At 42.2% G+C, this 25,149-nt stretch carries 22 protein-coding genes; 17 read left to right on the top strand and 5 right to left on the bottom strand.

Annotation, left to right across the window (positions count from 1 at the left end; all coding sequences use genetic code 11):
- Positions 1–34: 34 nt before the first annotated feature.
- The 3 genes from ACK8P5_RS15525 to ACK8P5_RS15515 all read left to right on the top strand — a co-directional run bounded on the left by ACK8P5_RS15525 (position 35) and on the right by ACK8P5_RS15515 (position 3,234).
- Positions 35–922 carry a PRD domain-containing protein gene (locus ACK8P5_RS15525; RefSeq protein WP_422657170.1) on the top strand — a complete coding sequence of 296 codons (888 nt, stop codon included), beginning with the start codon at positions 35–37 and terminating at the stop codon, positions 920–922.
- Complete coding sequence (locus tag ACK8P5_RS15520; RefSeq protein WP_422657169.1) at positions 923–1,423, top strand: PTS sugar transporter subunit IIA; 501 nt, start codon at positions 923–925, stop codon at positions 1,421–1,423. It begins immediately after the preceding gene.
- A 344-nt stretch (positions 1,424–1,767) separates the two neighbouring features.
- Positions 1,768–3,234: a PTS transporter subunit EIIC gene (locus ACK8P5_RS15515; RefSeq protein WP_422657168.1), complete on the top strand. Its 1,467-nt coding sequence runs from the start codon at positions 1,768–1,770 to the stop codon at positions 3,232–3,234.
- 89 nt (positions 3,235–3,323) lie between these two features.
- Here ACK8P5_RS15515 and ACK8P5_RS15510 read toward each other — a convergent pair whose 3' ends face one another.
- Genes ACK8P5_RS15510 through ACK8P5_RS15500 form a run of 3 tightly spaced genes read right to left on the bottom strand, consistent with a single transcriptional unit; the run spans position 3,324 to position 6,984 of the window.
- Positions 3,324–4,472 (bottom strand): Ger(x)C family spore germination protein, encoded by a 1,149-nt coding sequence (locus tag ACK8P5_RS15510; protein WP_422657167.1) that lies wholly within the window; start codon positions 4,470–4,472, stop codon positions 3,324–3,326.
- Positions 4,469–5,887 (bottom strand): spore germination protein, encoded by a 1,419-nt coding sequence (locus ACK8P5_RS15505; RefSeq protein ID WP_422657166.1) that lies wholly within the window; start codon positions 5,885–5,887, stop codon positions 4,469–4,471. The genes ACK8P5_RS15510 and ACK8P5_RS15505 overlap by 4 nt, the downstream gene beginning before the upstream one ends.
- Positions 5,863–6,984, bottom strand: a complete 1,122-nt coding sequence (locus tag ACK8P5_RS15500; protein WP_422657165.1) for a GerAB/ArcD/ProY family transporter — start codon at positions 6,982–6,984, stop codon at positions 5,863–5,865. The genes ACK8P5_RS15505 and ACK8P5_RS15500 overlap by 25 nt, the downstream gene beginning before the upstream one ends.
- Before the next feature lie 158 nt (positions 6,985–7,142).
- Here ACK8P5_RS15500 and ACK8P5_RS15495 point away from each other — a divergent pair, with 158 nt between their 5' ends.
- Positions 7,143–8,489, top strand: a complete 1,347-nt coding sequence (locus ACK8P5_RS15495) for an amino acid permease (RefSeq protein WP_422657164.1) — start codon at positions 7,143–7,145, stop codon at positions 8,487–8,489.
- Positions 8,490–8,515: 26 nt separating this feature from the next.
- Here ACK8P5_RS15495 and ACK8P5_RS15490 read toward each other — a convergent pair whose 3' ends face one another.
- Positions 8,516–9,142: a LysE family translocator gene (locus ACK8P5_RS15490; RefSeq protein WP_422657163.1), complete on the bottom strand. Its 627-nt coding sequence runs from the start codon at positions 9,140–9,142 to the stop codon at positions 8,516–8,518.
- Between the two features lie 160 nt (positions 9,143–9,302).
- Between ACK8P5_RS15490 and ACK8P5_RS15485 the strand changes: the two genes are divergently transcribed.
- The 8 genes from ACK8P5_RS15485 (at position 9,303) to ACK8P5_RS15450 (ending at position 18,069) form a co-directional block, all read left to right on the top strand.
- Positions 9,303–9,818, top strand: a complete 516-nt coding sequence (locus ACK8P5_RS15485) for a metallophosphoesterase family protein (RefSeq protein WP_422657162.1) — start codon at positions 9,303–9,305, stop codon at positions 9,816–9,818.
- 126 nt (positions 9,819–9,944) lie between these two features.
- Positions 9,945–10,109, top strand: a complete 165-nt coding sequence (locus ACK8P5_RS15480) for a hypothetical protein (protein WP_422657161.1) — start codon at positions 9,945–9,947, stop codon at positions 10,107–10,109.
- A 133-nt stretch (positions 10,110–10,242) separates the two neighbouring features.
- A complete protein-coding gene (locus tag ACK8P5_RS15475; RefSeq protein ID WP_422657160.1) occupies positions 10,243–11,169 on the top strand; it encodes a Gfo/Idh/MocA family protein in 927 nt (308 codons plus the stop codon).
- 77 nt (positions 11,170–11,246) lie between these two features.
- Positions 11,247–12,119, top strand: a complete 873-nt coding sequence (locus ACK8P5_RS15470) for a DUF72 domain-containing protein (protein ID WP_422657159.1) — start codon at positions 11,247–11,249, stop codon at positions 12,117–12,119.
- Positions 12,120–12,343: 224 nt separating this feature from the next.
- Positions 12,344–15,220: a 2-oxoglutarate dehydrogenase E1 component gene (locus ACK8P5_RS15465; protein WP_422657158.1), complete on the top strand. Its 2,877-nt coding sequence runs from the start codon at positions 12,344–12,346 to the stop codon at positions 15,218–15,220.
- Positions 15,221–15,226: 6 nt separating this feature from the next.
- Complete coding sequence (odhB, locus tag ACK8P5_RS15460; RefSeq protein WP_422657157.1) at positions 15,227–16,483, top strand: 2-oxoglutarate dehydrogenase complex dihydrolipoyllysine-residue succinyltransferase; 1,257 nt, start codon at positions 15,227–15,229, stop codon at positions 16,481–16,483.
- Positions 16,484–16,652: 169 nt separating this feature from the next.
- Positions 16,653–17,729, top strand: coding sequence for a lactonase family protein (locus ACK8P5_RS15455; RefSeq protein ID WP_422657156.1), 1,077 nt, complete (start codon positions 16,653–16,655; stop codon positions 17,727–17,729).
- A 91-nt stretch (positions 17,730–17,820) separates the two neighbouring features.
- On the top strand, positions 17,821–18,069 hold the full coding sequence (locus ACK8P5_RS15450; RefSeq protein ID WP_422657155.1) for a DUF1450 domain-containing protein: 249 nt from the start codon (positions 17,821–17,823) through the stop codon (positions 18,067–18,069).
- 83 nt (positions 18,070–18,152) lie between these two features.
- Here the strand turns inward: ACK8P5_RS15450 and ACK8P5_RS15445 are convergent, their stop codons facing one another.
- A complete protein-coding gene (locus tag ACK8P5_RS15445; protein ID WP_422657154.1) occupies positions 18,153–19,049 on the bottom strand; it encodes a rhodanese-related sulfurtransferase in 897 nt (298 codons plus the stop codon).
- Between the two features lie 356 nt (positions 19,050–19,405).
- Here ACK8P5_RS15445 and ACK8P5_RS15440 point away from each other — a divergent pair, with 356 nt between their 5' ends.
- The 5 genes from ACK8P5_RS15440 (at position 19,406) to chrA (ending at position 25,043) form a co-directional block, all read left to right on the top strand.
- On the top strand, positions 19,406–20,440 hold the full coding sequence (locus tag ACK8P5_RS15440) for an ABC transporter substrate-binding protein (protein ID WP_422657153.1): 1,035 nt from the start codon (positions 19,406–19,408) through the stop codon (positions 20,438–20,440).
- Positions 20,441–20,498: 58 nt separating this feature from the next.
- On the top strand, positions 20,499–21,428 hold the full coding sequence (locus tag ACK8P5_RS15435; RefSeq protein WP_422657152.1) for an ABC transporter permease: 930 nt from the start codon (positions 20,499–20,501) through the stop codon (positions 21,426–21,428).
- A complete protein-coding gene (locus ACK8P5_RS15430) occupies positions 21,428–22,222 on the top strand; it encodes an ABC transporter ATP-binding protein (protein WP_422657151.1) in 795 nt (264 codons plus the stop codon). Before ACK8P5_RS15435 ends, ACK8P5_RS15430 begins: the two co-directional genes overlap by 1 nt.
- Positions 22,223–22,404: 182 nt before the next feature.
- Positions 22,405–23,628 carry a CynX/NimT family MFS transporter gene (locus ACK8P5_RS15425; protein ID WP_422657150.1) on the top strand — a complete coding sequence of 408 codons (1,224 nt, stop codon included), beginning with the start codon at positions 22,405–22,407 and terminating at the stop codon, positions 23,626–23,628.
- Between the two features lie 302 nt (positions 23,629–23,930).
- On the top strand, positions 23,931–25,043 hold the full coding sequence (gene chrA / locus ACK8P5_RS15420) for a chromate efflux transporter (RefSeq protein WP_422661488.1): 1,113 nt from the start codon (positions 23,931–23,933) through the stop codon (positions 25,041–25,043).
- Positions 25,044–25,149 lie beyond the last annotated feature (106 nt).

The following is a 25,149-nucleotide window of genomic DNA, read 5'->3' as shown; positions in this document are numbered from 1 at the left end:
TATTCGGTTTAAGCTAATAGAAGGGGGGATCTACATGAGCGGGACGGAAACGTTTAAGGTCATTCGTGTGATCGGAAACAATGTAGTCATGGTCCAAAGCATTAAAAAGGAACTGGAATATGTAATCCTTGGAAAAGGTATCGGTTTTGGTACAAAGACTGGTGGAACGATCTCAGCGGATGATCCCCGCATCGAGAAGCTGTTTAAGCTGGAGGATCGGGAACAATGGAGCCAGTATCATCATCTGTTAGAGGATTTCGATCCGAAAGTGCTTGAAATAACAGATGAGATTTTGAACAGCATCACCACAGAATTTCCGGGCAAACTAAATGACAAAGTATATCTCGCATTACCAAGTCATATTCAGTTTACGATTTATCGTATTCGTAAAGGGATGGATATAATTAATCCATTTCTGGAAGAGACGAAGATCAGTTTTCCTAAAGAGTATGACATCGCTCTGAAAGCTGCTGAAATGATCGGCCGGGCTTTTGACATAAAAGTCCCGGAAGATGAGGTGGGCTTTCTAACGTATCACGTGTATTCTGCAGTAAGCCACGTTCCCGTTGGACAGCTTGTGAAAGCATCCAATATGGTAGGTCGCCTTGTAAGTATGATTGAACAAGAACGAGGTTTGGAGTTTAAGAATGGCAGTATGGATTACGTCCGTCTACTGATGCACTTGCGTTTCTCTGTAGATCGAATATTGAATCATTCTGTTAAGGTTGATAATCCATTCGCAGATCAGATCAAGGCTAAATTTACAGATGAATATGAATTGGCTAAACGTCTTGCCACTGTTATGGAAACGGACTTGGGAAGAACCATTCCTGAAGCTGAGGTATGTTTCTTAGCCATGCATCTTTACCGACTATTTAGAGGACGCACACAAGACAACACCCTTAATAAGGAGGACAATTAAATGTTTGAACGTTGGAGAAAGAAAGCAGTAGTAAATAAAGTTGAGGTAAAATCCCCATTAACTGGTGAGGCTGTACCTTTGTCTCAAGTGCCGGACGAAGCCTTTGCTGCAGGTCATATGGGTAAAGGGATTGCTATAGAGCCGACGGAAGGGCGTTTAGTGTCACCATTTGAAGGTACGGTAGCTCATGTCATAAAAACAAAGCATGCAGTTATGCTTGAAGAAAAAGCAACAGGTCTGCAATATTTGTTCCATATCGGAATCAATACCGTTGGTCTAAAGGGTGAAGGTTACACTAGTCATGTTAGTGTCGGTGATACCGTTAAACCAGGACAAACTTTAATCGAATTTGATATTGATGCTATTAAGGCTGCTGGTTATCCAACAGTTACGCCAGTCATTGTTACGAATGCGGATGAATTAGCATCTGATGTCGAAGGTCATACAGGAAAAGTGTCTGCGGGCTCGGACTCCGTACTTAGCATCACGCTAAATTCTTAATAATTATATTTTGTTATTGACAATCTTAAACGTCTGATTTAAGATAACAACATCAAATGAATACGTTTAAGGCGTGTTACCATAAATATGGGCATGAGCCAAGAAGAATGAGACTATAGGAATATAGTCGTCCTTTCTTCTTGGCTTTTTTTGTTGATTCCCATAGGACCGGATAGCCAGAGTGAGACGCATTCAAATGTTTAATACACTATTTTTTGGTTTGGGGGTATCCAAAGACAAGCGTATAAAGACAATGGGATGGAACAAACTGGTTGTTCATTCGATGCATTATGTAAACGTTTTCAGTGAGATGTTAAATTATTGATATCGAAAGGATGATTAACATGTTGGCAAAATTACAGAAGCTTGGTAAGTCACTCATGCTACCTGTTGCTACATTACCTGCTGCAGGTATCCTGCAAGGTTTAGGCTTGATCGACTATCAAAAAGATATACCTTTAGGTGCCGTTGGTGCATTCCTGAATCAATATGTAACCCCTTTTATGACATCAGGAGCACTAGCGATACTAGATAATTTGGCTCTGATCTTTGCAATAGGGGTTGCAATTGGATTCGCTGGAGATGCGGTTGCCGCTCTTTCCGCGCTTATCTCCTATCAGGTTATGATTAACATTTTGGCTGCGGTACCTGGACAAATGCCTTTTATCGCAGACGATGTTAAATTAAATATGGGTGTGCTTGGCGGTATCTTCGTCGGTATCTGGTCTGCGTACTTATATAACAAGTTCCACGATATTAAGATGCCTGATTGGCTAGGGTTCTTTGCAGGTAAACGGTTTGTACCAATCATTACAGCTTTCACAACGATGGTTCTAACTGTACTGGTGGGTATGATTTGGTACCCAATACAGAATGTGATTGCAGACTTCGGTAACTGGATTGTAAGTCTTGGTGGTATCGGAGCATTCCTATTCGGTACAGCGAACCGTCTTTTGATCCCACTTGGCTTGCACCATGTACTTAACTCTATCGCATGGTTCCAAATCGGTACATTTACGAATGCTGCTGGTGAAGTCGTTCAAGGTGACTTATATCGATTCTTCGCGGGTGATAAATCAGCAGGTATGTTTATGACAGGTTTCTTCCCAATTATGATGTTTGCAATGCCAGCTGCTGCACTTGCATTTATTCACACAGCGAAACCTTCGAAACGAAAACTTGTTGGATCCATCTTTATCGGTTCAGCCATCGCCTCATTCTTGACAGGTATTACTGAGCCACTTGAATTCTCGTTCATGTTTCTTGCTCCTGTGTTATACGTAGTGCATGCGATTCTGACAGGCCTTTCCGGATTGATCATGTACCTCCTCGATGTCCATTTAGGATTTGCTTTCTCAGCAGGTCTGATTGACTACTTGGTGAACTTGAAACTATCAACCAATGCGTGGTTGCTAATACCGGTCGGTTTGGCATTTGGCGTGTTGTACTACTTCCTGTTCCGGATCATCATTGTAAAACTAAATCTAATGACTCCTGGACGAGAAGAGGATGAGGACGAAGCGGTTGTAGAGGAAGTAGCAGTATCCGAGGGGAACGCATCGGGTGTGGTAACTGGGAATTCCAAAGCTGCAAAAGTTCTTGCGAACATCGGTGGACCAGAGAATATTACAAGTATTGATGCTTGTATAACCCGTCTTCGTCTTGTCGTAAAAGACGATAAAGCTGTTAAAGATTCTGAACTTAAGAAACTGGGCGCTTCCGGTGTAATGAGACTGGGTCAAGGCGCGGTACAGGTCGTGTTTGGACCACAAGCGGAATCACTTAAAGAAGATATTAAGAAAATGTTATAAAACGTTAGCCCCCTAATAAAATTTAATATCAAAACAGCAAAGAAGCTGTCCCCATGAATGTTGGGACAGCTTCTTTGTGTACTGTTCTCTCAGTTTCTCATATCCTTACGCTGACCCCAGAAACGAAGACCAATCGTAACTTCAACATCCTGTAGCGAATCAGAGGTAACATCCTTGCCTTCCTCTTGTAATTTTTTCCACAACTTAGGGTTTTTTCGATACAGTTGCAGTGATAACTGATATGGATCAATATTTTTTTTGGTTGCTTTACGAAAAGTCTGGATAATTTCATCGGTTAAAGCTTTTTTAGCCGATGCATTCATTTCTTGTAGACTAATTTGTTGGCGAACATTTTGAACGGTGGCATTGACATTTAATTTAATACGGTAAGAAACATCATTGTTTTGACAAATGACCTCGACAACGGAGTGTGGTGCTTCAAGTATAATGCTACCTAAGGATTCTCCCTCTTTCTTGATCTCTACAGCAGCTCTTGTTGCTCGGCTGGCTAACCATCGTATACCGGAAATATCCTCCCGACTCATCCATCCTTTATTCTTTTGATTCTGAATAAAAAAGGCTCCGCTAAGTTGCATTAACGGATGTTGCCGCATATTTTCTGACCAATTGGCACTTGATATTTGTAAAGATGGTAGCACAACAGTAGCCCCTTTCTCTCGGTAACGAATAATAAATTCATTGAATTGTATGGGTCGGATAAATGAAAATTGTTTAAAACTCTCCATCGGTTCATGCAGCAGTGAATGAAGGGGAGATAACTGAAAAAAGGGGGTGGTCGTGAATAGTTCTTCTATTCGGTTTTGTGTTCCATATACCCATTTGGTATAACGAATTTCCTGTGAGCGATTGGTTAGATCAAATACCTGATTCATACGATCATCGGTCAGTACGGGCTCTGTAAGGACCAGCGCAGTTACATGCGCCCATGATAGATGCTGCTGATTCGTCGTATAGAGGTTAGTTATAGCTTCGGATAACGTTTTACCGGATCCTCTTCCGACCCAAATTGGTATTTGTTCTGTTTGTTTTCCACTATCCTGCTTTGCTACGCTCGAGAAGTCAAGCATCTGGGCGTATACGATGTATTCTTCATTCCGAAAATCAATACCAAGCGCTGTAATATAGTTTATTTCTTGTATTTCTCGAATATCCCAACACCCCGGAAGGATCGATAACGAAAAAACAGCGATAAGGAACAGCGGAATGAATCGTTTCATAGGGAGCCACCTTTTTTATTTTTGCCTGGAAATCTCATGAAATTTCGAATGATTTTTGGCCATGAGAAGGGGGAAAAAGGTGCAAAAAAAGGCTGTCCGAATGGACGGTGTGAAGCAGCATACTGAACGACAAAAAACAAGGCAACAAAAAAACCAAACAGCCCTAAAATCCCTGATAAGATAAGCACGAAGTATCTGCCTAATGTTGTGGATACACCTACATCTTGGTTTGAAATGGTTGAACCAGCAACAAACGATATGGCTCCAATTACGGTGAGCGTAGGGGAGAATAATCCGCCTCTAATAGCTGCATCGCCAATGATAATACCAGATACAACCGTGATGGTTGAACCTACAGGAGCTGGCATTCTTGTGCCCGCTTCTTTGAGTAAAGAGAGTAGAAAAAGCAATAGAACCATCTCAAAGAAACCGGAAAGAGGAAGTCCAAGTCTTGTATTGGCCACGGTAGCAAGTAAAGGGAAAGGAATCTGATCCTGATGGTAAGACATCAATGCGATATAAAAGCCTGGTAATAAAATAGCAGAGATGATCCCAATCAACCTCAGAATCCTCCAAGGAAAAGCAAAATAATAAGGTAGTGTCGGATCTTCAGCAGAGAACAAGAACTGCATTAAGCTCGAAGGAGCGATGATAGCTATCGGACTCCCATCTACGATAAGAGCTAGTCTCCCTCTCATGAGTGAATCCAAAATGTAATCAGGTCTGCCCGTATAGTCAAAAACAGGTAGTAATGAGAATTTATAAGGGGACAAATGTTCAATCAGTTCGCCAGGTCCAGCTGGGGACTCCCCTGTGTAGCTATTTAGTTTATCAGTTATCATAGTTACAGCTTCAGGTACAACTTTCTCTTTTAAATAAACCATTCCTACTTTAGCTGGTGAGATACTACCTACACTAAATGAGGAATACACCATATCTGTTGTTTTAAGTCTTTTTCGTATCAAAGCTATATTTGTCTCCAAGCTCTCAACAAAGCCATCTCTTGCCCCTTTGATCGCAATCTCTGTATTGGTTTCTTCGGGCGATCGGTTTATATCTGATGCGGCATTATATGTGAAGAAAAAGTTTTCTCCTGCAAGGATAATGACAGCCATCCCAGAAAACACATTTTCGACAAGTATTTCAGATTCGACGGGTATTCGCTGTAAGGTGAGTGTAGATTCGAGATCGTCCGGATCTGGTTTTCTGTTTTCCGAGCAAGAACGATTCCATTCATCACCGATTACCGGTAGTAGTATTTCAGATAATACGGAAGGATCACATATCATCACATTGTAAATAATTATCGCCCATGGCTGTTGATCGCCGTCTGAATATGGATCGGGATATATTTTTATTATTACATCTTCACATTCTCTAAATTGCTCTTTCAAGTTTTGTGGGGTGAAGTACATGGAGGCTCTCCTTTCTGAGTATGGGTCGGCTCATTATTAGCACCCCGAATCAAGAATGTCATAAGCAGTAGGAGGACGGTGGTATAGATTGCGGAACCAGGTATGAAATAATCCCTCATCCAAAAGTACATTTTTAAGTTGCTGATTGGTGCAGCGCACAAAATGATCAGAAGAAAGGAGAAGCCTATCATCCCTGCAGTCCGATTCATTTTCTTAAATAACGCTTCCCCCGCCAGATACATACATAGACTGATGGAAATATATGCGCCACTTAACCATTGATAAATGGATAGGAAATCTACATGTTCGATGAATTTCCCTAACTTAACGAGTCTCCACTGCTCATAGGCGGGATAGCGCTGCAACTTCATCTCATCCGCACCGAATTCTGTTATACCCGCTATTGTAGGTCCAAGTGTAAGAATAACGAGCACCACATGAAAAGCTAAAGCTGTCCATAGCTTCATCTTTCCTTTGGTATGTGGTGTGATAAATACTGCAAGAATAAACTGGGTGAATCCTCCGAATACAATGGGAAGACCTTTTAATATGGGCCCGAAACCATCCTCAAGTATTGGTAATAAAAATGAATAGTCTTTATATTTCACGTTGACTGTTGCTACAAAAATACCGAGGATGATAACGATCGGCAGTAGGATACCAGCGGTAATACCAATGGTGGTCATTCCGCTTCTAGCCGTTATTAGGCAGAGAGCTATAAGACAAACCGAAGTAACAAGAATGGGAGTTTGAAGCAGATAAGTTGATTTTGTCCAATCAATTACTTCTTTTAATGTGTAAAAGGAAAAGGCTATTAAATACAAAGCCATCATCGTGGATATTAGTATTCTAGCGAATTTACCAGCGCTATCTTCTATGGCTTTACTGATGGATCGAGTCCCTATTTTTGTCATTAAACGGTAAGCGAGAAGTACCCAGGGAACAAAGAGAATACCGGCAACTACCACTGTAATCCAAGCATTACGGTCCGATTTCTCTAATACAACTGGAATAATCATGACATGATTAGTTAATCCTGCTGTCAACATTAACAGCATGAATCCTTGAGATATAGGAATGCCACGGGTTGCTGTCAAACAGATCCCTCCAAAAAACGGTGTTTAAGGATAACTTTCGCGATTAGAGGGGAGATTATGCATCAATCGCTCAGCACATACTGAGGATGATCCATGAACAGTTGCGTTTTCGCGCTGAAAAATATGGATAATTCAACCGATTTAAAGGAGGGATTCCCATGAGCAAGACAGCTGCTAAGGAATCAGGAGGCAAAACAGAAGGAACGCTGAAATGGTGGCAGCTATCGCTTCTTGGGGTAGCTTCTACAATTGGTACAGGGTATTTTCTGGGATCAGGTCTTGGGATTAAACTTGGAGGACCTGCAATATTGATATCATTTATATTAGCTGCAATCGGGACTTTTATCGTATTTGATGTATTAGCTCGTATGACAGCAGAAGACCCGCAAAAAGGATCTTTCCGATCTTATGCGAAGAAAGCTCATGGACGCTGGGCGGGGTTCTCGACAGGTTGGATGTACTGGTGTTCAGAAGTGCTTATTATGGGGAGCCAGATGACGGCACTCTCGATTTTCTCGAGGTTTTGGTTTCCAGCCATTCCGTTGTGGGTGTTCGCTGCTATATTTGCTGCATTAGGCATATTCGTTATTTGGATTGGGAATAAAGGTTTTGATCGTTTGGAACATGTGCTTGCAATTATTAAAATTGCTGCGATAGTGATGTTTCTTGTGATCGCATTTATAGCACTCATGGGGTGGATAAAAGGTGGGACTGAGCCGAAGGTACCTGGCATATCCTCTTCATTTTTCCCAACAGGTGGACTGGGATTATGGTCCTCGCTCATTTTTGCGTTTTATGCTTTTGGAGGTATTGAGGTAATGGGGGTTATGGCGATAAGGCTAAAAAATCCGCAAGATGCTCCGAAATCAGGTCGAGTCATGATCCTTCTTCTGGCAATAGTCTATGTACTTTCTTTAGGGTTAGCGCTCACGATGTTGTCATGGGATAAGTTTTCAACGACAGAGAGTCCATTTATTGTAGCTTTAAAATCCTATCATTTACCCTTTGTTCCCCATGTATTTAATGCTGTTCTAATCATTGCGGGATTCTCAACGATGGTTGCTTCTCTATATGCGGTGACAACAATGCTCGTGACCTTATCAGAAGATCATGATGCTCCGCAGCTATTCTCTAAGAAAATGTTTAAACGGAAGACACCCATTTACGCACTCGGTTTAACGGCAGCCGGGCTGATCGTTTCTATTGTTCTATCTCTACTGATGCCAGGAAAAATATACGAATACTTAACGACGGCTGCCGGGCTTATGCTTTTGTATAATTGGTTCTTTATTCTAATCTCAGCGGGACGAAATCTTGATTTATCGGTTTGGGGTAAAATGAAGAGATACCTAGGAATGATCCTTATATTGCTTGCTGTAAGCGGAACACTTTTTCACAAAACGAGCCGGCCTGGTTTTTGGATAAGCCTTGGTTTTATAGTAATCATTGCTGTAATCGTCTTAATCATGCTGCGGACAAAGTGGCGAGAGGCCAAAGAAGCTTAAGAATAGACGGATTAGATGAGCTTTTATTACAATAGTAACAACTTGAGTGCTCGTACTCCGAAGTAGATACCAAAAATGATGAGTGAAAGACCAGATAGGACAGAAATCAATGTGATAGCCCGAGTGCTTAACAATTTCCGGAATATGCTTGATATACCTGCCATCGTCAAATCCCAGATCAATACGCCGATAATAATCGCGGTACTGAATAAGAACAGGTCACTTTTCCCGTGATCGGATGCTGTCTTAACAAGTACGGAACCGTAGATTCCGAGCCAGAATAAGATTGTCATGGGATTGGAAAGAGACATGAGAAAGCCGGAGAATAGATTGGCGATTAAGCTCTCATCTTTCTTCTTGGTACTGATATTGACCTTGCCTGCGTTAATCAGACTTTCGATGCCTGTATATATTAGAACAAATGCACCAAATAGCCATAAGAAAGTCTGCATGAATGGTGTGCTAAGAAAATGAACAACACCTAAATAGACAAGTACCATGTAGAGAATATCTGCAAGCACAGCTCCAAGTCCGAATAACCAAGAGTGCCAGAACCCTTTTTTGATACCCCTGTCCAGTTGGGCGGCATTAATAGGCCCGATTGGGGCGGATAAAGACAGTCCAAGAATAACATAGCTTAAAAATAGACTCATGTTCTCACTCCTGTTCACTAAGACAAGGATTTTATTGTTATTAAAATGCTTGTACACATTGTATTCAGGACATGTAATATGTAATACCTCTTCATGAAAATAAATGTTCATGATAGGCTCTGTAGTATAGACATGACATGGAGAGGGGAGGAGGGATGAGATGCCTAGCATATTTAGAATCGGGGTATTGTCAGACACACACATGCCTCGAATGGCGAAGAAGCTTCCTAATGAGCTGTTAAAAGGGCTTCAATCCGTGGACTTGATTATTCATGCGGGTGACTGGTCAAATGAATCAGTTTATGAAGCTTTGCAAGAGATTGCACCGGTCGAGGGCGTTGCAGGAAATGCAGATTCAGAGGGAATTATTGAGAGGTTTGGGTTAAGTAAGCTGTTGCTAATTGAGGGACACCGATTGGGTATCGTCCATGGTCATGGAACTAAGGGAACGACTGAGAGTAGAGCTATAAATACTTTTGCGGACCAGAAGGTGGACTGTATCATATTTGGTCACTCACATATTCCTGTGATGAAACAGATAGGAGATGTTCTCCTGTTCAATCCTGGATCACCAACGGATAAACGTCGGCAATCGCATTTTTCATATGGAATAATCGAGTTGAATAACGGTGTTTTGAATGCGCAGCATGTATTTTATGAAAACAAGAATGACTAACTGTAATTTTATGTTCAGTTGACGCCTACTTAACAAATTTCAAGTATGATTGATACAAGTAACAAGGTATGACTACTTCAGCTTTAGCCCTAAATCTTTTTATGATGCGGAAAGCGGGGATAGCAAGTGGCAACTGAACGATTACCGGATATTGATCAGTTTCTAAATTGGGTGGGTCATCTTGAAGAACGAATTCGATCATTACTTGAACAGAGCAATTTAACGGAGCAAGAGAAGAAATTTATTTGGGATCACATTATGGTAGTACCAGGTAAACATGACGATATTTAATTTCCGTGAATCATGAAGCTATCTTTGTTCCACTCTGAGAACATGCCTTATTCAAGGCGTGTTTTTTGTTTTCAATACGTAATGTTTATAATAGAAGTAAATATGTTCGTTTCATAGGAAAAGGGGAGAAAAAATGAAGGTTGGAGTTATTGGATTAGGCAGTATCGCACAGAAAGCTTACCTACCAATCATGTCTTCTATGCATGAGGTGCAGTGGATTCTTAGTACACGAAATCAAGATGTGCTTGAACAGATTAAAGCGAAATATCGATTTACTGAAACAGAGCCTACGATTGAGAACTTGATACAGAGAGGAATTGATGCTGCTTTTATACATACTTCAACTGAATCTCACCCGCATATTATTAAGCAGCTATTAAACGCAGGCATACACGTATATGTCGATAAACCGATTGCTTATCATTTCGGAGAGGCCGAAGCACTTACAGCACTTGCTCGCGAGAAGAACTGTGTGCTTATGACGGGCTTTAATCGAAGGTTTGCTCCTTTGGTGTCAGAGCTTAAAGAAGTGAACGACAGAAGCTATATCTATATGGAGAAGAACCGAGTATACCAACCTGATTTTGCTCGAAGATTTATCTTCGATGATTTTATTCATGTAGTAGATACTATATCTTACTTGTCTCCGGGTAAAGTAGAGGATGTTTCTGTTTCTGTAAAGGTCCACAATGGATTGTTGGTGCAGGTTATGCTCAAGCTTGATGGAGACAACTATACATCTATCGGGTTCATGAACCGTGACAGTGGCATGACCGAAGAGCGTCTTGAAGTGATAGGTTCTGGTCAAAAACATATGGTGCGTGATCTAAACAATAAGATTTATTTAAGTGAAGGTGAAGAGAAGCATCGGACCTTTGGAGATTGGGTGCCTGTTTTAAAGCGAAGGGGCTTCAATGATATTATTACGCATTTCCTGAGAAGTATTTCAGGTAGCATTCATCCGTATCCTTCAATGGAGGAATCTCTTGAGACGCATCGTTTATGTGAGCTCATTGTGAAAAAGGCGGAAGAAAAAGGGGCTACGCTTTGGCAGCCCTGACTTTTGAAATGTTGAAGAATAGGTTAATAAAGAAAGATGCTGTTTCTTAAATCAGAGATATGGAGGGAGGAAAGATTATGCCCATAGAAGAAGTGGTACGAGACTCAATATATATTGGCTTGTCAGGTTGGGGAGACCACGATGATCTCTATGTGGAGGGTACAAAGCCGGGGGATAAGCTAAAAGTATATGCGCAGCATTTTTCGATCCTAGAGATGGATAATTCGTTTTATGCTATACCCGCGCCAGATCGAATGTACAAATGGAGCATCCAAACCCCTGATGACTTTGGTTTTATTGTCAAAGCTTATCAAGGTATGACGGGTCATTCGCGCGGCAAAATCCCATATCCTGATATGAGATCCATGTTTGAAGCATTTAAGGAGTCGGCAGATGTATTGCGTAAAGAGAATAAGCTGAAGACGATTTTATTCCAGTATCCACCATGGTTCGATTGTGATCGAAAACATGTTGAGATACTAAAGAGAACTAGGGAATGGATGGACGGATATTCTGTTGCGCTTGAATTCCGGAATAGGAGCTGGTTTGCACCTGGATATCGTGATAAGACGCTTCAGTTCATGCGAGATGAGGGCTGGATTCATAGTATTGCTGATGAACCGGATGCAGGTATTGGCTCGATACCTGTTGTGCTTGAACCCACGCAGTCTCATGCGACGATGATCCGTCTTCACGGACGAAATACGGCGGGCTGGCATTCAAGTGGTGAAGCGAATTGGCGTGAGGTGCGATATTTATATCGTTATAATACAGAAGAATTGCAGGAATGGAAGCAGAATCTGCTAACCTTGCTTAACAGCACCCAAGAATGCTGGCTTATATTTAACAATAACTCTGGTGGAGATGCTGCAGCCAATGCTAAACAATTGATGGGGCTTATCGGTCAAGAAACAGGGCCTGATCCTATTAGGCAGATGGAATGGTTGTGAATATCAGTATTAATGGATATTAATCCTTTTAATGTAAATTCATTGGACTTGCCAGCTCTTTGATAACTGAAATGTCACGAAATATTCGTAAATTCATCTGTTTATGAGATGATTATTATATAAAAAGGTTATTTTCGGTATAGTGCTTAAGTGTATTATAATGAACTTGTAATTAGAATTTCCGTCCTTGAACTATCAAAATAATCTGACGGAGGGAGTCAGCGATGAAGACCCTTGACAGAATGACAGAGGGACCATGGCAGAAATATCACGGTCCGAATTTGGGGTACATTCAAGACCAGTACGAGAAGTTTTTACAAAATCCACAATCTGTGGAACCAGCATATCGTGAATTGTTCGCAAGTTGGGGATCTCCTCCATCTTTGCCAAACAAAGAAAAGAAAGCGGATACGCAGGAATCCGGTAGTACATGCGATCGTAGTTTATTGAAAAAGGGCGTGAGTGCCGGTAAGCTGGTGTGGAACATCAGAACTTACGGTCATCTTGCTGCAGACATTGATCCGATTGGCATCGGAATGGAAGTGGACACGCGTCTACTTCAACCTGAAACATACCAACTCAGCCAAGCGGATTTAGCTGCCTTACCTGCAGAAGTTGTCTGGGAGGAAGCTCCTAGCGATGTAAAGAATGGGTGGGAGGCGATCCAAAGGCTGCATCAAATATATACGGGAACGATCGCCTATGAATTCAGTCATGTGCATGAAGAAGAAGAGCGCAACTGGCTGAACAGCCAAGCTGAATCTGGTACTAACCCAGCTCCTTTGACCGCGGAAGAGAAGAAGCATCTTCTTAAGAGATTGCTCGAAGCGGAGCAGTTTGAAGAGTTCTTACATCGTACTTTTGTAGGAGCTAAGCGTTTCTCTATTGAAGGTAATGATGCTCTCATTCCAATGCTTGATGAGATTGTAAGAGAAATGGCTCACGCTGATGTTAGCTCCATTCTCATGGGAATGGCTCACCGTGGACGATTGAATGTTCTTGCGCATGTTCTCGGCAAATCTTATAGCAAAATCTTCTCGGAGTTCCTTAATTCTCCGAATAAACACCTTGTGCCTTCAGAAGGTTCCATGGGAATTAACTATGGCTGGACGGGAGATGTGAAGTACCATCTTGGTGCAGATCGTTTCTTGAAGGAAGAAGATGCTCATGAAGTTCGTGTTACCCTTGCGAATAACCCGAGTCACTTGGAGTTTGTTAATCCAGTAGTAGAAGGTTTTGCTCGCGCTGCACAAGAAGACCGCAGTGAACCAGGGTATCCGAAACAAGATGTGAATAAAGCTGCGACCATTCTTATTCATGGTGATTCAGCATTCCCTGGCGAAGGCATTGTAGCAGAGACACTTAACTTTAATAAGCTTCCTGGATTCAGAAATGGTGGAACGATTCATATTATCGTTAACAATCGTATCGGTTTTACAACAGAAGGTAAGGACTCACGCTCCACTCATTATGCGAGTGATCTCGCTAAAGGATATGAAATTCCAATTGTGCATGTGAATGCAGATGATCCAGAAGCATGTATCGCTGCTGCGCGTCTTGCAAGCGAATATCGTAACAAGTTTAAGAAGGATTTCCTTATTGATCTTGTTGGATATCGCAGATATGGTCATAACGAGACAGATGATCCAGAAACGACGCAACCTCTTATTTATCAAAAGGTTAAACAACATGCGACAGTAGCAAATCTGTACATGAATAGACTAGTAAGTAATCAAGAAATGAGCCAAGTTGAAGCTGATGAGTTGAAGGCTAAAGTTCTTAATGGTTTGAAAGAAGCTTACGACAGGGTTAAGTCTAAAGAGCCTGTTGATCATGTGTTACTTGGTTTAAATCCATCGAACGAGAACGTCAAGCCGAAAGTGAAGACAGGTGTACCTGTTGAGACACTCAGCGCAATCAATACTGAGCTTCTTAAGTGGCCTGAAGGATTTACTGTGTATCCTAAACTTCAACGAATTCTTGAACGTCGTAGTGGTGCACTTCAAGAAGGTGAAAAAGTAGACTGGGGACATGCTGAAACATTAGCGTTTGCTACCATTCTATCAGACGCTCAGCCTATTCGTATTACGGGCCAGGATGCAGAAAGAGCAACTTTTGCACATCGTAATCTTGTGCTTCACGATGCTGTCGATGGCTCGACTTTCTGTCCTTTACACCGTTTGCCGCAGGCAAAAGCTTCTTTTGCCATTCACAATAGCCCGCTTTCCGAAGCATCAGTCTTGGGCTTTGAGTATGGATATAACGTGTATTCACCTGAAACGCTTGTCATTTGGGAAGCTCAATACGGTGACTTTACGAACTGTGCTCAAGTTATTATTGATCAGTTCATTACATCTGGAAGTTCCAAATGGAGACAGAAATCTAGTCTCGTGATGATGCTTCCTCATGGTTATGAAGGTCAAGGCCCTGAACATTCTAGTGCAAGATTGGAAAGATTCTTGCAACTGGGTGGCGAAGACAACTGGACGGTTGCTAACCTGACAACATCAGCTCAATACTTCCATCTTCTTCGTCGTCAAGCTTCTATCGTAAATACGGAAGATGCTAGACCACTTGTTCTTATGGCTCCAAAGAGTCTTATACGGAATCCACGAGTTGCATCACCTGCGACAGCTTTCAGCGAAGGTTCTTTCCAAGAGGTTATTGAACAACCAGGTCTTGGTGAAACACCGAAGAAAGTTGAACGTCTCGTATTATGCTCGGGTAAAGTTGCTGTAGATCTCGAAGAAGCAATTGAGAAACAGAAAGATGAAGATCACTCTTGGTTGCATATCATTCGTGTAGAGCAATTGTATCCATTCCCGAAAGAGGAAATTGCACGCATTATGAGCAAGTATCCGAAGTTGAAAGAAATTCTTTGGGTTCAGGAAGAACCTCAGAATATGGGCGCATGGAGTTACATGGAACCAAGAATTCGTGAAATTGCACCTAAGGGAACCGAAATTCGTTATAGCGGACGTCCGGAGCGTTCTAGTCCTGCAAGCGGATATCAGGATGTGCATATTTATGAACAACAGACCATCATTTCTTTTGCCCTTAATCGCAAAACTATAAATCAACAGATCTCATTGGGGAGGTAAGCGGCTGTGAACGAAATAACTGTACCAGCTATGGGCGAATCCATCACCGAAGGAACGATATTCAAATGGCATGTTAAAGAAGGGGATAGCGTTAACATCGGTGACGTTTTGCTCGAGTTAGAAACGGATAAGGTCAATCTTGAAATTAGCGCGGAGGCAAGCGGTGTTGTGCAAAAGATCCTTCGCCAAGAAGGGGACAATGTAACGATCGGAGAAGTTATCGGTCAGATTTCCCCAGAAGAAGGAGTGGGCAGTGAGCCAGCAAAGGTTGAGGCTCCAGCACCAGTACAACCAGCAGCTCAGGCTGCTGCTGAGTTACCGAAATCGCCAGCACCTCCGGCAGAGAGTGGAGAAGGTTCTATACCTCAAGCTTCACCTGCTGCACGGAAACTAGCACGTGAGCGCGGGATTGATCTGGACCAGGTACAGGGCCGTGACCCAATCGGTCGTATCTATCATGAAGATGTGAAGAACCATTCGAATGGGGCAAGTAAATCAGCTGTGTCTGAGAAACCAGCCCCTCAGGCTGCGGCTCCATCTGCACCCGCTGAGATTGCAGGGAAGCCAACAGAACGTAAGCGTATGTCACGTCGTCGTCAGACGATTGCTAATCGATTGGTTGAAGCGCAACATACCGCGGCCATGCTTACGACTTTTAATGAAGTAGATATGACAGCTATTCTGGACGTTCGTAAACGTCGTAAGGATGCTTTCAAGGAAAAGCATGATGTAGGCCTTGGATTTATGTCATTCTTCACCAAAGCAGTTGTAGGCGCTCTGAAACGATATCCTTTATTGAACGCTGAAATTGATGGTGAGGATATTATCCTTAAGAAGTATTACGATATTGGTATTGCTGTTTCAGCCAAAGAAGGTTTGGTTGTACCTGTGGTTCGTGATGCAGATCGACTGGGATTCGCTCAGATTGAGAAGGAAATCGTGGATCTTGCTGGCAAAGCCCGCAGTAATACTTTATCCTTATCTGAGTTGCAAGGAGGAACCTTTACAATTACGAACGGAGGAGTATTTGGTTCACTTCTCTCAACTCCGATATTGAATACTCCGCAGGTAGGTATTCTAGGCATGCATAAAATTCAGCTTCGTCCGGTTGCTATCGATGCAGAACGTTCTGAGAATCGTCCGATGATGTATATCGCGCTTTCTTACGATCACCGTATCGTTGACGGTGCAGAAGCCGTACGCTTCCTAGTTACCGTTAAGGAACTCCTTGAAGATCCGGAGTCTCTATTGCTGGAAGGTTAATATAAGAAGATATAAGGCTGCCCGGCAGAAGGATTTTTGTCGGGCAGCTTTTTTTATATATGCATCATTAATACAAGCAGGATTGATTTCTTCGAAGTAGGAAGTGTAACATGGTAGAGACATATACATACTCCATCGAAAGATGGCAGTTTAAAGGAGAGGTACATATATGGAAACTTCAACAAAAACTTTAGTTTTTACAGGTTCTTATGCAGAAGCAAGTGAAAATGGAATTTGTGTGTACTCATTCAATCAGGATAATGGTGATTTGACGTTGTTGCATCAAGTATCTGGAGTCAAGAATCCAACATTCCTTAATATCAATACAGAAACAAATCGCTTATATGCCATTGGCGAAGTTGCTAAAGATGGGGGGAAGATTGGAGAAGTTATTACTTTTGAGATTAACCCTTCTACAGGAGCGTTGCTTGAATTAAACCGAGTTCAAGGAAGCAGCAGTTCAACTTGCCATATACAGAGAGATCCTGAAGATCAGTATTTGATTGTCTCTAGTTATCACGGAGGCAGTGTTGGATTAATCGCGTTAGATGAGCATGCTGTGGCTTCGAAATGGTTAAATGAGCAATTTCATGAGGGACATCGTTCGAATGCGGAACAACAGCCTAGAGCACATTCGGCCTTCTTCAGTCCTGATGGGAAATATGTGTTCATTCAGGATTTGGGATTAGATAAAATCATCTCCTATCAGATCGATAAGAAGGATAATACACTCAAGTTTCATGGCGAAACATTGTTAGAGTTAGGATCAGGTCCAAGACATTTGGCTTTCCATCCAAGCGGAAAATATGCCTATGTTATTAATGAATTGAATTCAACGGTGAAAGCTTTCCGTTATGTATCTGAAGAGGGGCGTTTAGAGGCAATTCAAATGTTATCTACACTCCCTGATGATTTTACGGGTGAGAGCTATTGTGCAGAAATTGCAGTTTCTGAAGACGGTCTTACAGTGTATGGATCGAATCGTGGTCATGATAGTATTGTGGTCTTTTCCGTTGATCCAAGTACAGGTGAGCTAACTCCTATTCAATTCATTTCAACAGAAGGTGGTCATCCACGTCATTTCTCACTAATGCCAGAAGGTAAATTTATGGTTGTGGCGAACCGTGACGGTGACAATCTAGTGCTATACACGGTTAACCCAGAGAATGGAATGCTTCAGTTTACAGGTAAGACTATTGAGCAATCGAAACCGGTGTGCGTTAAACCTGCTGTGTTTAAAGTTTAATCTATGATTCAAGAACTCCCATTTGACAAAAACGTCTGCCTTCCTCATAATTAACGGACATTCTAACAAAAGAATTCAGGTGATTGTAATGATGGGGATCGTGGTAGTGGAAGTTTGTGATAGCAATTTAATGAGTGCGTTGGATCTTGAACACTTAGAGGAACTGTATCCTGAAATTGCTGTCCTTCGCGCAGACTGTATGAATTTATGTGGTTTGTGTAAGATTCGTCCGTATGCCCTCGTCAATGGTAAACGTGTATTCGGCAAGACGACAGAAGAGTGTGTTGAGCTGATTAAAGCGGCTATTGAGCAGGAACTCGTTGTATTTCATGAAGATTAATAAGACTTTACTATAACAAAACGGCATGCTTCGCTTATTAAGCGAGCATGCCGTTTGTGTTTACGATAAACGTATACGATATATTATCCAGCTGCTACGGTCTCTTCACAAGCTTCGGAGCAGAAGCCGTTATGCAGTTCGTCACACTTGTCACAGCAAATGTGTTGTAGATGGCAAGCATCATTGACACAGTTGATGTAGCGGTCTGCAGGTTCACCACAGTGATGACATTTACCTACAATAATATCCTCATCCGTATGATTAATAGGTACGGAAATACGCTCATCGAACACATAACATTTTCCATCAAAAAGTCTTCCTTGTACTTCTGGATCCTTACCATACGTTACAATGCCGCCATCTAGCTGAGCAACATCCTGGAAGCCTTCCTTCAGCATGAAACCGGTAAGCTTCTCACAGCGGATGCCACCAGTACAGTAGGTAAGAATGGTTTTATCTTTATACTGACTCATATTCTCACGAATCCAATCAGGGAATTCACGGAACGACTCTACCTCTGGACGAATCGCGTTTCTGAAATGGCCAATATCATATTCGTAATCTGTGCGACCGTCAAGTACGATGACATCGTCTTGCTGAAGCTGCTCAAAGAATTGTTGAGGAGAAAGTCTTTTTCCGCTTATGACATTAGGATCTAGTTCATCTTCTACACGGAAGGTTACGAGTTCTTTACGGTGACGGACGAACATTTTGTGAAAAGCATGACCTTCGGAAGGATCAATTTTGAAGACCATATCTGCGAATAGCGGATTTGCTTTCATATCTTTCATATATTGTTCGGTCTGTTCAATAGTTCCCGATAACGTACCGTTAATGCCTTCCGAGGAAACGAGAATACGGCCCTTTAACCCGAGATCTTTACAATATTGCAAATGCTCATTCTTGAAAGTTTCAGGATCTTCGATTTGGACGAATTTATAATATAATAAAATTTGGTAGGACTGCTGTTCTTCAGCCATGATATATCACCTGTTCTTTTATCGGATTTCTACTCAAAATGCATACTTCTAAAATTGTAGTGAATTATTGCCACATAGTCAACTTAAATGTATAGAAAGTTACCAATAGGATAAATTTCTACGAATGAAGGGGGACCTATTATAAGAACTTCTGATATAAGCACTTATATTGTAGACTTTTATGATTCACTTTAAAAATCTTAATTGACGTAACCATCTCCCTCCATATAAAATATCCATAATATACCGTTGTTCGAATTTTTTTTGCAGTAATGCTTTGATTGATAAAAGCGACTAAGCGGTGTCGCTTTATGTCGATTATTAATTAGTTCGATAAAGAGAGGGGTTTTAATATCATGAAGAAAAAAATGTGGTTATCATTAACATTGTCAGCCTTGTTGCTGACAGCGGCTGGATGCGGAAATAAAGAAGGAGCAGACACGCCATCGAAAGGTTCGGAAGGTGGCACGGACAAGCAATCGTTCAAGATTGCCATCTCCCAATACGTTGAGCATCCATCGCTTGACGCAACACGTGAGGGAATTATGGCAGCCCTTAAAGATGGCGGGATTATTGAGAAGGACAATATGGAGCTGGATTATAACAATGCTCAGGCCGATTCGACCAACAACCTGACAATTGGACAAAAGCTCAAAGATAATAAGAACGATCTAGTCATCGCAATTGCAACACCCTCTGCACAAGCAGTTGTCAAAAATGTAAAGGAAACTCCGGTATTGTTTGCAGCAGTTACTGACCCGGTTGACGCTAAGTTGGTTAGCGATCTGGAAAAGCCAGGCGGCAACGTAACAGGAGCATCGGACACGAATCCAGAAGCGACGACACAACTCATGAAATTTGTTAGCACTCATTTTCCTAACGTGAAGAAGATTGGACTTATTATTGATGAAGGTGAGGCCAACGCAGTTGTAATGTCAAAGACAGCTGAAGCTGCACTGAAAGAACATGGAATTGAGCTTATAAAAGCTTCCATAACGAATACTTCTGAGGTAAAACAAGCTGCTGAGTCATTAGTAGGCAAGGTCGATGCATTCTATATCACGCTAGATAACAAAGTGGTTAGTGGTGCAGATGCAATTATTAATACTGCAAAAATGAACAAGATTCCATTCTTCTCAAGTGACCGTGATACAGTCGAGAAAGGTGCATTTGCTACAGTTGGTTTCAAGTACTACGACCATGGATATCAAGTTGGGCAAATGGCTGTAGATATCCTGAAGAATGGTAAGAAGCCAGCGGATATGAAAATTACGATTCCAGATAAATTGGACTTGATTCTGAATACTAAGGTAGCTGCTGAGTACGGTATTGAAGTTACGGATGCAATGAAGCAGGAAGTCAAAGACCCGGATAACAACATCATTCAGTAACAGTAAGGCGCGGACATCACTGCCCGCGCCTTTGCTTAATCTTATAGGAGGGTAACGCATGTTTGAATTCCTGATTGATTTTATCAAAACGATTGATAGTCCCATAGAATTGGGATTGTTATATGCTCTGATGGCGTTAGGTGTGTATATCACGTTTAGAATATTGGACTTTCCAGATTTAACTGTTGATGGAAGCTTCACAACGGGTGGAGCGGTAGCAGCTGTTCTTATTAGTAAAGGAGTTGATCCTTGGGTTGCTACACTAGGTGCTTTAGCTGCAGGAATGCTGGCTGGAGTGTGTACAGGCTTGCTTCATACTAAAGGGAAAATTAACGGGTTATTGTCCGGTATTATTATGATGATTGCACTATATTCCATTAATATGAGAATTTTAGGTAAGCCGAATGTATCCATAGGGGATGAGGAGACGATCTTTGCAAGTCTGGATCCCCTGTACGTTATGCTGGTCATCGTCATTGTAGGAAAGTTATTGCTCGATGGTTTCTTCCGAACGGATCTTGGTTTATCACTCCGAGCAACTGGAGATAACAAGCGCATGATTCGAAGTTTCGGCGTGAATACAGATACAACAACCATCCTTGGATTAAGTATTTCTAACGGTCTAGTTGCTCTTTCAGGCGCTGTCGTTGCGCAGCAGTCTGGCTTTGCTGACATTGGTTCAGGGATCGGAATGATCGTTATTGGTTTGGCCTCTGTTATTATCGGTGAAGCAATTCTCGGTACGGGGTCTGTCTTCCGTACGACAGCAGCAGTGGTCTTGGGTTCGATCATTTATCGTATTGTTGTTGCACTTGCGTATGAGATTAAATGGCTTGAAGCATCGGATTTGAAGTTGATTACAGCAATCATTGTTATTATTGCCTTGGTTGTCCCAACGATCCGAAGATCAATGAAACAGCGCTCTCAGGCACGTAGGCGTTCCGCTCAGTTATTAGATCAGGGCAAAACTGAGGGAGGTGCATTCTAATGCTGCAGATGAATCGTGTATCTAAGTTGTTTAATCCCGGTACGGTGGATGAGAAGGTAGCTCTTATGGGTATCAACCTTCATTTACATCCTGGAGATTTCGTAACTGTGATCGGTAGTAACGGTGCAGGTAAATCCACACTGATGAACATTATTTCTGGGGTGATGAAGCCTGATGCTGGAGAGGTTAGGATTGATGGTAACTCCATTGGTCATTTACCAGAATTTAAGCGGAGCCGCTGGATTGGACGGGTGTTCCAAGACCCTATGGCAGGTACCGCGCCGCATATGACGATTGAGGAGAATCTCGCGATGGCCTATCGCCGAGGTCAATCTCGTGGGTTAAGTATAGGGGTGACCACAAATAAGCGGAAAATGTTCAAAGAACAGCTTGCAAGGCTCGGGATCGGTCTTGAGAACCGTTTACGCGCAAAGGTTGGTATGTTGTCAGGTGGCGAACGGCAGGCGCTTAGTCTACTGATGGCAACCTTTACAAAACCACAAATTTTACTATTGGACGAGCATACAGCAGCGCTCGATCCAGCTCGTGCAGAGCTTATTACACGGCTCACTCAAGAGATCGTTAAAGACCTTCATCTAACAACTTTAATGGTTACTCACAATATGGAGCAGGCTATACGTCTAGGAAATCGTCTTATTATGATGGACAAAGGTAGAATCATTCTTGATGTTAATGAAGATCGAAAGCAGGATCTGACAGTCGAACAGCTACTGGGTGAATTTGAACAGATTAGCGGACATAAGCTGTCCGATGATCGCCTAATGCTTGGTTGAAGTATGATAGCTTTCTCAAGACTGCGATAAACCAAGGAATAATAGCATGTAATGAAGAACCGCATCGAAAAGATGCGGTTTTTTGACTTGGTAGTGTGTTTGCTGGATAGCTTATAATTGTGATAAGTTTGTTTTTAAATGTTAGAATATACATATTTACTTTATAGTGAGGGGTTTGCATCATGGCATCAAGGTACACAACTTTAGAAACGAACCAGCCATCGAAGACACGGAAGTGGCTTCTTTTTGTCGGAATTATTTTAATTGCCGTAAATTTGAGGGCTGGCATTACGTCCGTTGGTCCATTGATTGGGATCATTCGTGATGATACTGGAATTTCAAATGCATTAGCTGGGATGCTTACCACGCTTCCTTTGCTTGCCTTTGCTATACTATCGCCTATGGCACCTGGTTTAGCTAGAAAATATGGAATCGAGACCGTGCTCCTCATAAGCATGATCGTCTTGACTGCAGGAATTTGGGTGCGCTCCATATCGTCACCATGGACTTTAATGCTCGGAACAGCGCTGCTGGGTATGGCTATCGCAGTAGGCAATGTCCTGCTTCCGAGTCTTGTAAAACGGGATTTTCCGGGTAACATTGGCCTGATGACTGGAACATATTCCATGTCAATGAACATGCTTGCTGCAATCGCATCAGGTATTAGTATTCCTCTAGCTACACAACCAAGTCTTGGCTGGCAGGGATCACTTATTGTATGGTCGGCGCTATCTTTGCTTGCTAGTCTAGTATGGATCGGTCAACGACACCAAGGACGGGCTACAGTAAGTAATGTATCTGCACCTCCAAAGGGATCAAGTTTAATGAAGTCAAAGCTTGCTTGGCAGATTACATTATTCATGGGACTCCAATCTTTCACCTTCTATGTAAATATTTCTTGGCTACCAGAAATTTTACACAGTCAGGGATTAGATTACACGTCTGCAGGATGGATGCTGTCAATTCTTCAGTTCGTCAGTCTTCCGTTCTCATTCATCATCCCTGTTCTTGCCGGTCGAAGACCGAATCAGCGTCTACTGGTGTTTGTATCCGCAGCAAGTATGTTTGTAGGTTATGTAGGTCTATTATCGGGTCTACAGTCTCTTAATATATTGTGGGTGATCTTAATCGGAATATCTGGTGGAGCGAATTTTAGCTTATCACTCATGTTCTTCACGCTTCGGACTCGAACGGTACATGAAGCAGCAGCATTGTCAGGAATGGCACAGTCCTTCGGTTATTTACTTGCAGCGATCGGTCCGATGTTGATCGGTTATATGCATGACTTTACAAACAGTTGGAGTATACCGCTAATGATTCTGGCAGGTGTCGTCGTTATGCTGTTCGTATTTGGATTCGGTGCAGCCAAACCAGGATATACATCATCTGCAACGTCAGCAGAGTAAAACAAAAGAATGTTGAAGTAGTATAATCATTCAGGTGAATAAGTGAAATAGATTCAGCTTGTTATGAGTAGAGAGAGCAGTCCGTCATTAGCGGTTGCTCTTTTTTTATGTGATTTTACACAGGGTTTACAAATGTCAGTTATCATGGGAACTGCATGTGAAATGTTCTGTTTAAGAATGGATGAGGAGGAAAGCGATTGTCTTCTAAACAACCGGTAAACCATGTTCCCAATGTCCCTTCAAACAAAAAGCAGGGGCGTGAGTTATGGAATGTCTGGTGGACAGCATTACAACTGGGGCTTATGTCGTTTGGTGGTCCAATCGCACATTTAGGATATTTTCATAAGACCTATGTTGTGCGAAAAAAGTGGATTGATGAAAAATCTTTCGCTGATCTTGTTGCACTGTGTCAGTTCCTGCCTGGTCCGGCAAGCAGTCAGGTTGGAATTGGTATCGGTGCAATGCGTGCAGGGTTATCTGGCGCAATTGTAGCATGGCTTGGTTTTACGCTGCCATCGGTATTACTCCTTATTGCATTTGCATATTTGATCTATGGCGTTGATGTAGGAGGGGCTGGGTGGATTCATGGATTAAAACTTGTGGCTGTTGCAATTGTGGCTCAAGCAGTATTAGGTATGGCGAACAAATTAGCAGCAGGTCGATTAAGAGCGAGTATTGCGTTTGGTGCACTTGCTGCAGTGCTGCTCTGGCAAGCTCCTTGGGTTCAGGTTGCCATCATTGCAGCAGCTGGAGTAGCGGGAATGCTATTGTTTAAGGAGGAAAGATCCCCTGACGTTCAGCACCAGTCTGTTCGAGTTAGTTATAAGACAGGGATCATCTGCTTGTCCTTGTTTGTTGTGATATTGATCGGTTTGCCTATAGTTCGTCTGGTCACAGGGAATGAGTGGGTTGTACTTATGGACAGCTTCTACCGAACAGGTTCGCTTGTTTTCGGGGGTGGGCATGTGGTTGTCCCACTATTGGAGACAGAAACGATGCTGAATGGTTGGATGAGTAAGGAAGAGTTTGTGGCTGGATATGGAGCTGTCCAAGCAGTGCCAGGACCACTGTTTACGTTTGCCGCCTACATAGGTGTATTTATTCAAGGTGTTCCAGGAGCAGTATTGGCAATAGTTGCTGTATTTCTTCCAGGATTTCTGCTAGTCATCGGGTCCATGCCCTTCTGGAACAGTTTGCGCCGTATTACTAGATTGCAAGGTGCGATGGCTTCTATGAATGCAGCTGTTGTGGGTATTTTATTTGCAGCACTTTATGATCCCATATGGACATCTTCTGTTACTACCTCAATCGAATTTATTATTGCAGCTGCCTTATTCGTGTTACTTGTATTCTGGAAACTTCCACCATGGACGATTGTTATTTTAGGGGCAGTGGCAGGTCAGATATGGCTGTGAGAAGCTTTGAAATCTAATATGATCAGTTAGAAGAGCGTTGGTGTCTATTGTTGCCAACGTTTTTTTATGTTGATGAAGAGCTTGGGAAAGAATAGTACATAGAGTG

Origin of the sequence: Paenibacillus sp. EC2-1, from assembly GCF_049311625.1 — a bacterium.
Lineage (GTDB): Bacteria > Bacillota > Bacilli > Paenibacillales > Paenibacillaceae > Paenibacillus_AQ.
The sequence above is the reverse complement of the archived record's forward strand: the minus strand, read 5'-3'. Positions and strand labels throughout refer to the sequence as shown.

What these genes read in the sequence shown, in the direction of transcription:
- ACK8P5_RS15525 (WP_422657170.1), top strand. Translation starts at nt 35, where the DNA reads ATGAGCGGGACGGAAACGTTTAAGGTCATTCGTGTGATCGGAAACAAT.
- ACK8P5_RS15520 (WP_422657169.1), top strand. Translation starts at nt 923, where the DNA reads ATGTTTGAACGTTGGAGAAAGAAAGCAGTAGTAAATAAAGTTGAGGTA.
- ACK8P5_RS15515 (WP_422657168.1), top strand. Translation starts at nt 1,768, where the DNA reads ATGTTGGCAAAATTACAGAAGCTTGGTAAGTCACTCATGCTACCTGTT.
- ACK8P5_RS15510 (WP_422657167.1), bottom strand. Translation starts at nt 4,472, where the DNA reads ATGAAACGATTCATTCCGCTGTTCCTTATCGCTGTTTTTTCGTTATCG.
- ACK8P5_RS15505 (WP_422657166.1), bottom strand. Translation starts at nt 5,887, where the DNA reads ATGTACTTCACCCCACAAAACTTGAAAGAGCAATTTAGAGAATGTGAA.
- ACK8P5_RS15495 (WP_422657164.1), top strand. Translation starts at nt 7,143, where the DNA reads ATGAGCAAGACAGCTGCTAAGGAATCAGGAGGCAAAACAGAAGGAACG.
- ACK8P5_RS15490 (WP_422657163.1), bottom strand. Translation starts at nt 9,142, where the DNA reads ATGAGTCTATTTTTAAGCTATGTTATTCTTGGACTGTCTTTATCCGCC.
- ACK8P5_RS15485 (WP_422657162.1), top strand. Translation starts at nt 9,303, where the DNA reads ATGCCTAGCATATTTAGAATCGGGGTATTGTCAGACACACACATGCCT.
- ACK8P5_RS15475 (WP_422657160.1), top strand. Translation starts at nt 10,243, where the DNA reads ATGAAGGTTGGAGTTATTGGATTAGGCAGTATCGCACAGAAAGCTTAC.
- ACK8P5_RS15470 (WP_422657159.1), top strand. Translation starts at nt 11,247, where the DNA reads ATGCCCATAGAAGAAGTGGTACGAGACTCAATATATATTGGCTTGTCA.
- ACK8P5_RS15465 (WP_422657158.1), top strand. Translation starts at nt 12,344, where the DNA reads ATGAAGACCCTTGACAGAATGACAGAGGGACCATGGCAGAAATATCAC.
- ACK8P5_RS15455 (WP_422657156.1), top strand. Translation starts at nt 16,653, where the DNA reads ATGGAAACTTCAACAAAAACTTTAGTTTTTACAGGTTCTTATGCAGAA.
- ACK8P5_RS15450 (WP_422657155.1), top strand. Translation starts at nt 17,821, where the DNA reads ATGGGGATCGTGGTAGTGGAAGTTTGTGATAGCAATTTAATGAGTGCG.
- ACK8P5_RS15445 (WP_422657154.1), bottom strand. Translation starts at nt 19,049, where the DNA reads ATGGCTGAAGAACAGCAGTCCTACCAAATTTTATTATATTATAAATTC.
- ACK8P5_RS15440 (WP_422657153.1), top strand. Translation starts at nt 19,406, where the DNA reads ATGAAGAAAAAAATGTGGTTATCATTAACATTGTCAGCCTTGTTGCTG.
- ACK8P5_RS15435 (WP_422657152.1), top strand. Translation starts at nt 20,499, where the DNA reads ATGTTTGAATTCCTGATTGATTTTATCAAAACGATTGATAGTCCCATA.
- ACK8P5_RS15430 (WP_422657151.1), top strand. Translation starts at nt 21,428, where the DNA reads ATGCTGCAGATGAATCGTGTATCTAAGTTGTTTAATCCCGGTACGGTG.
- ACK8P5_RS15425 (WP_422657150.1), top strand. Translation starts at nt 22,405, where the DNA reads ATGGCATCAAGGTACACAACTTTAGAAACGAACCAGCCATCGAAGACA.
- chrA (WP_422661488.1), top strand. Translation starts at nt 23,931, where the DNA reads ATGTCGTTTGGTGGTCCAATCGCACATTTAGGATATTTTCATAAGACC.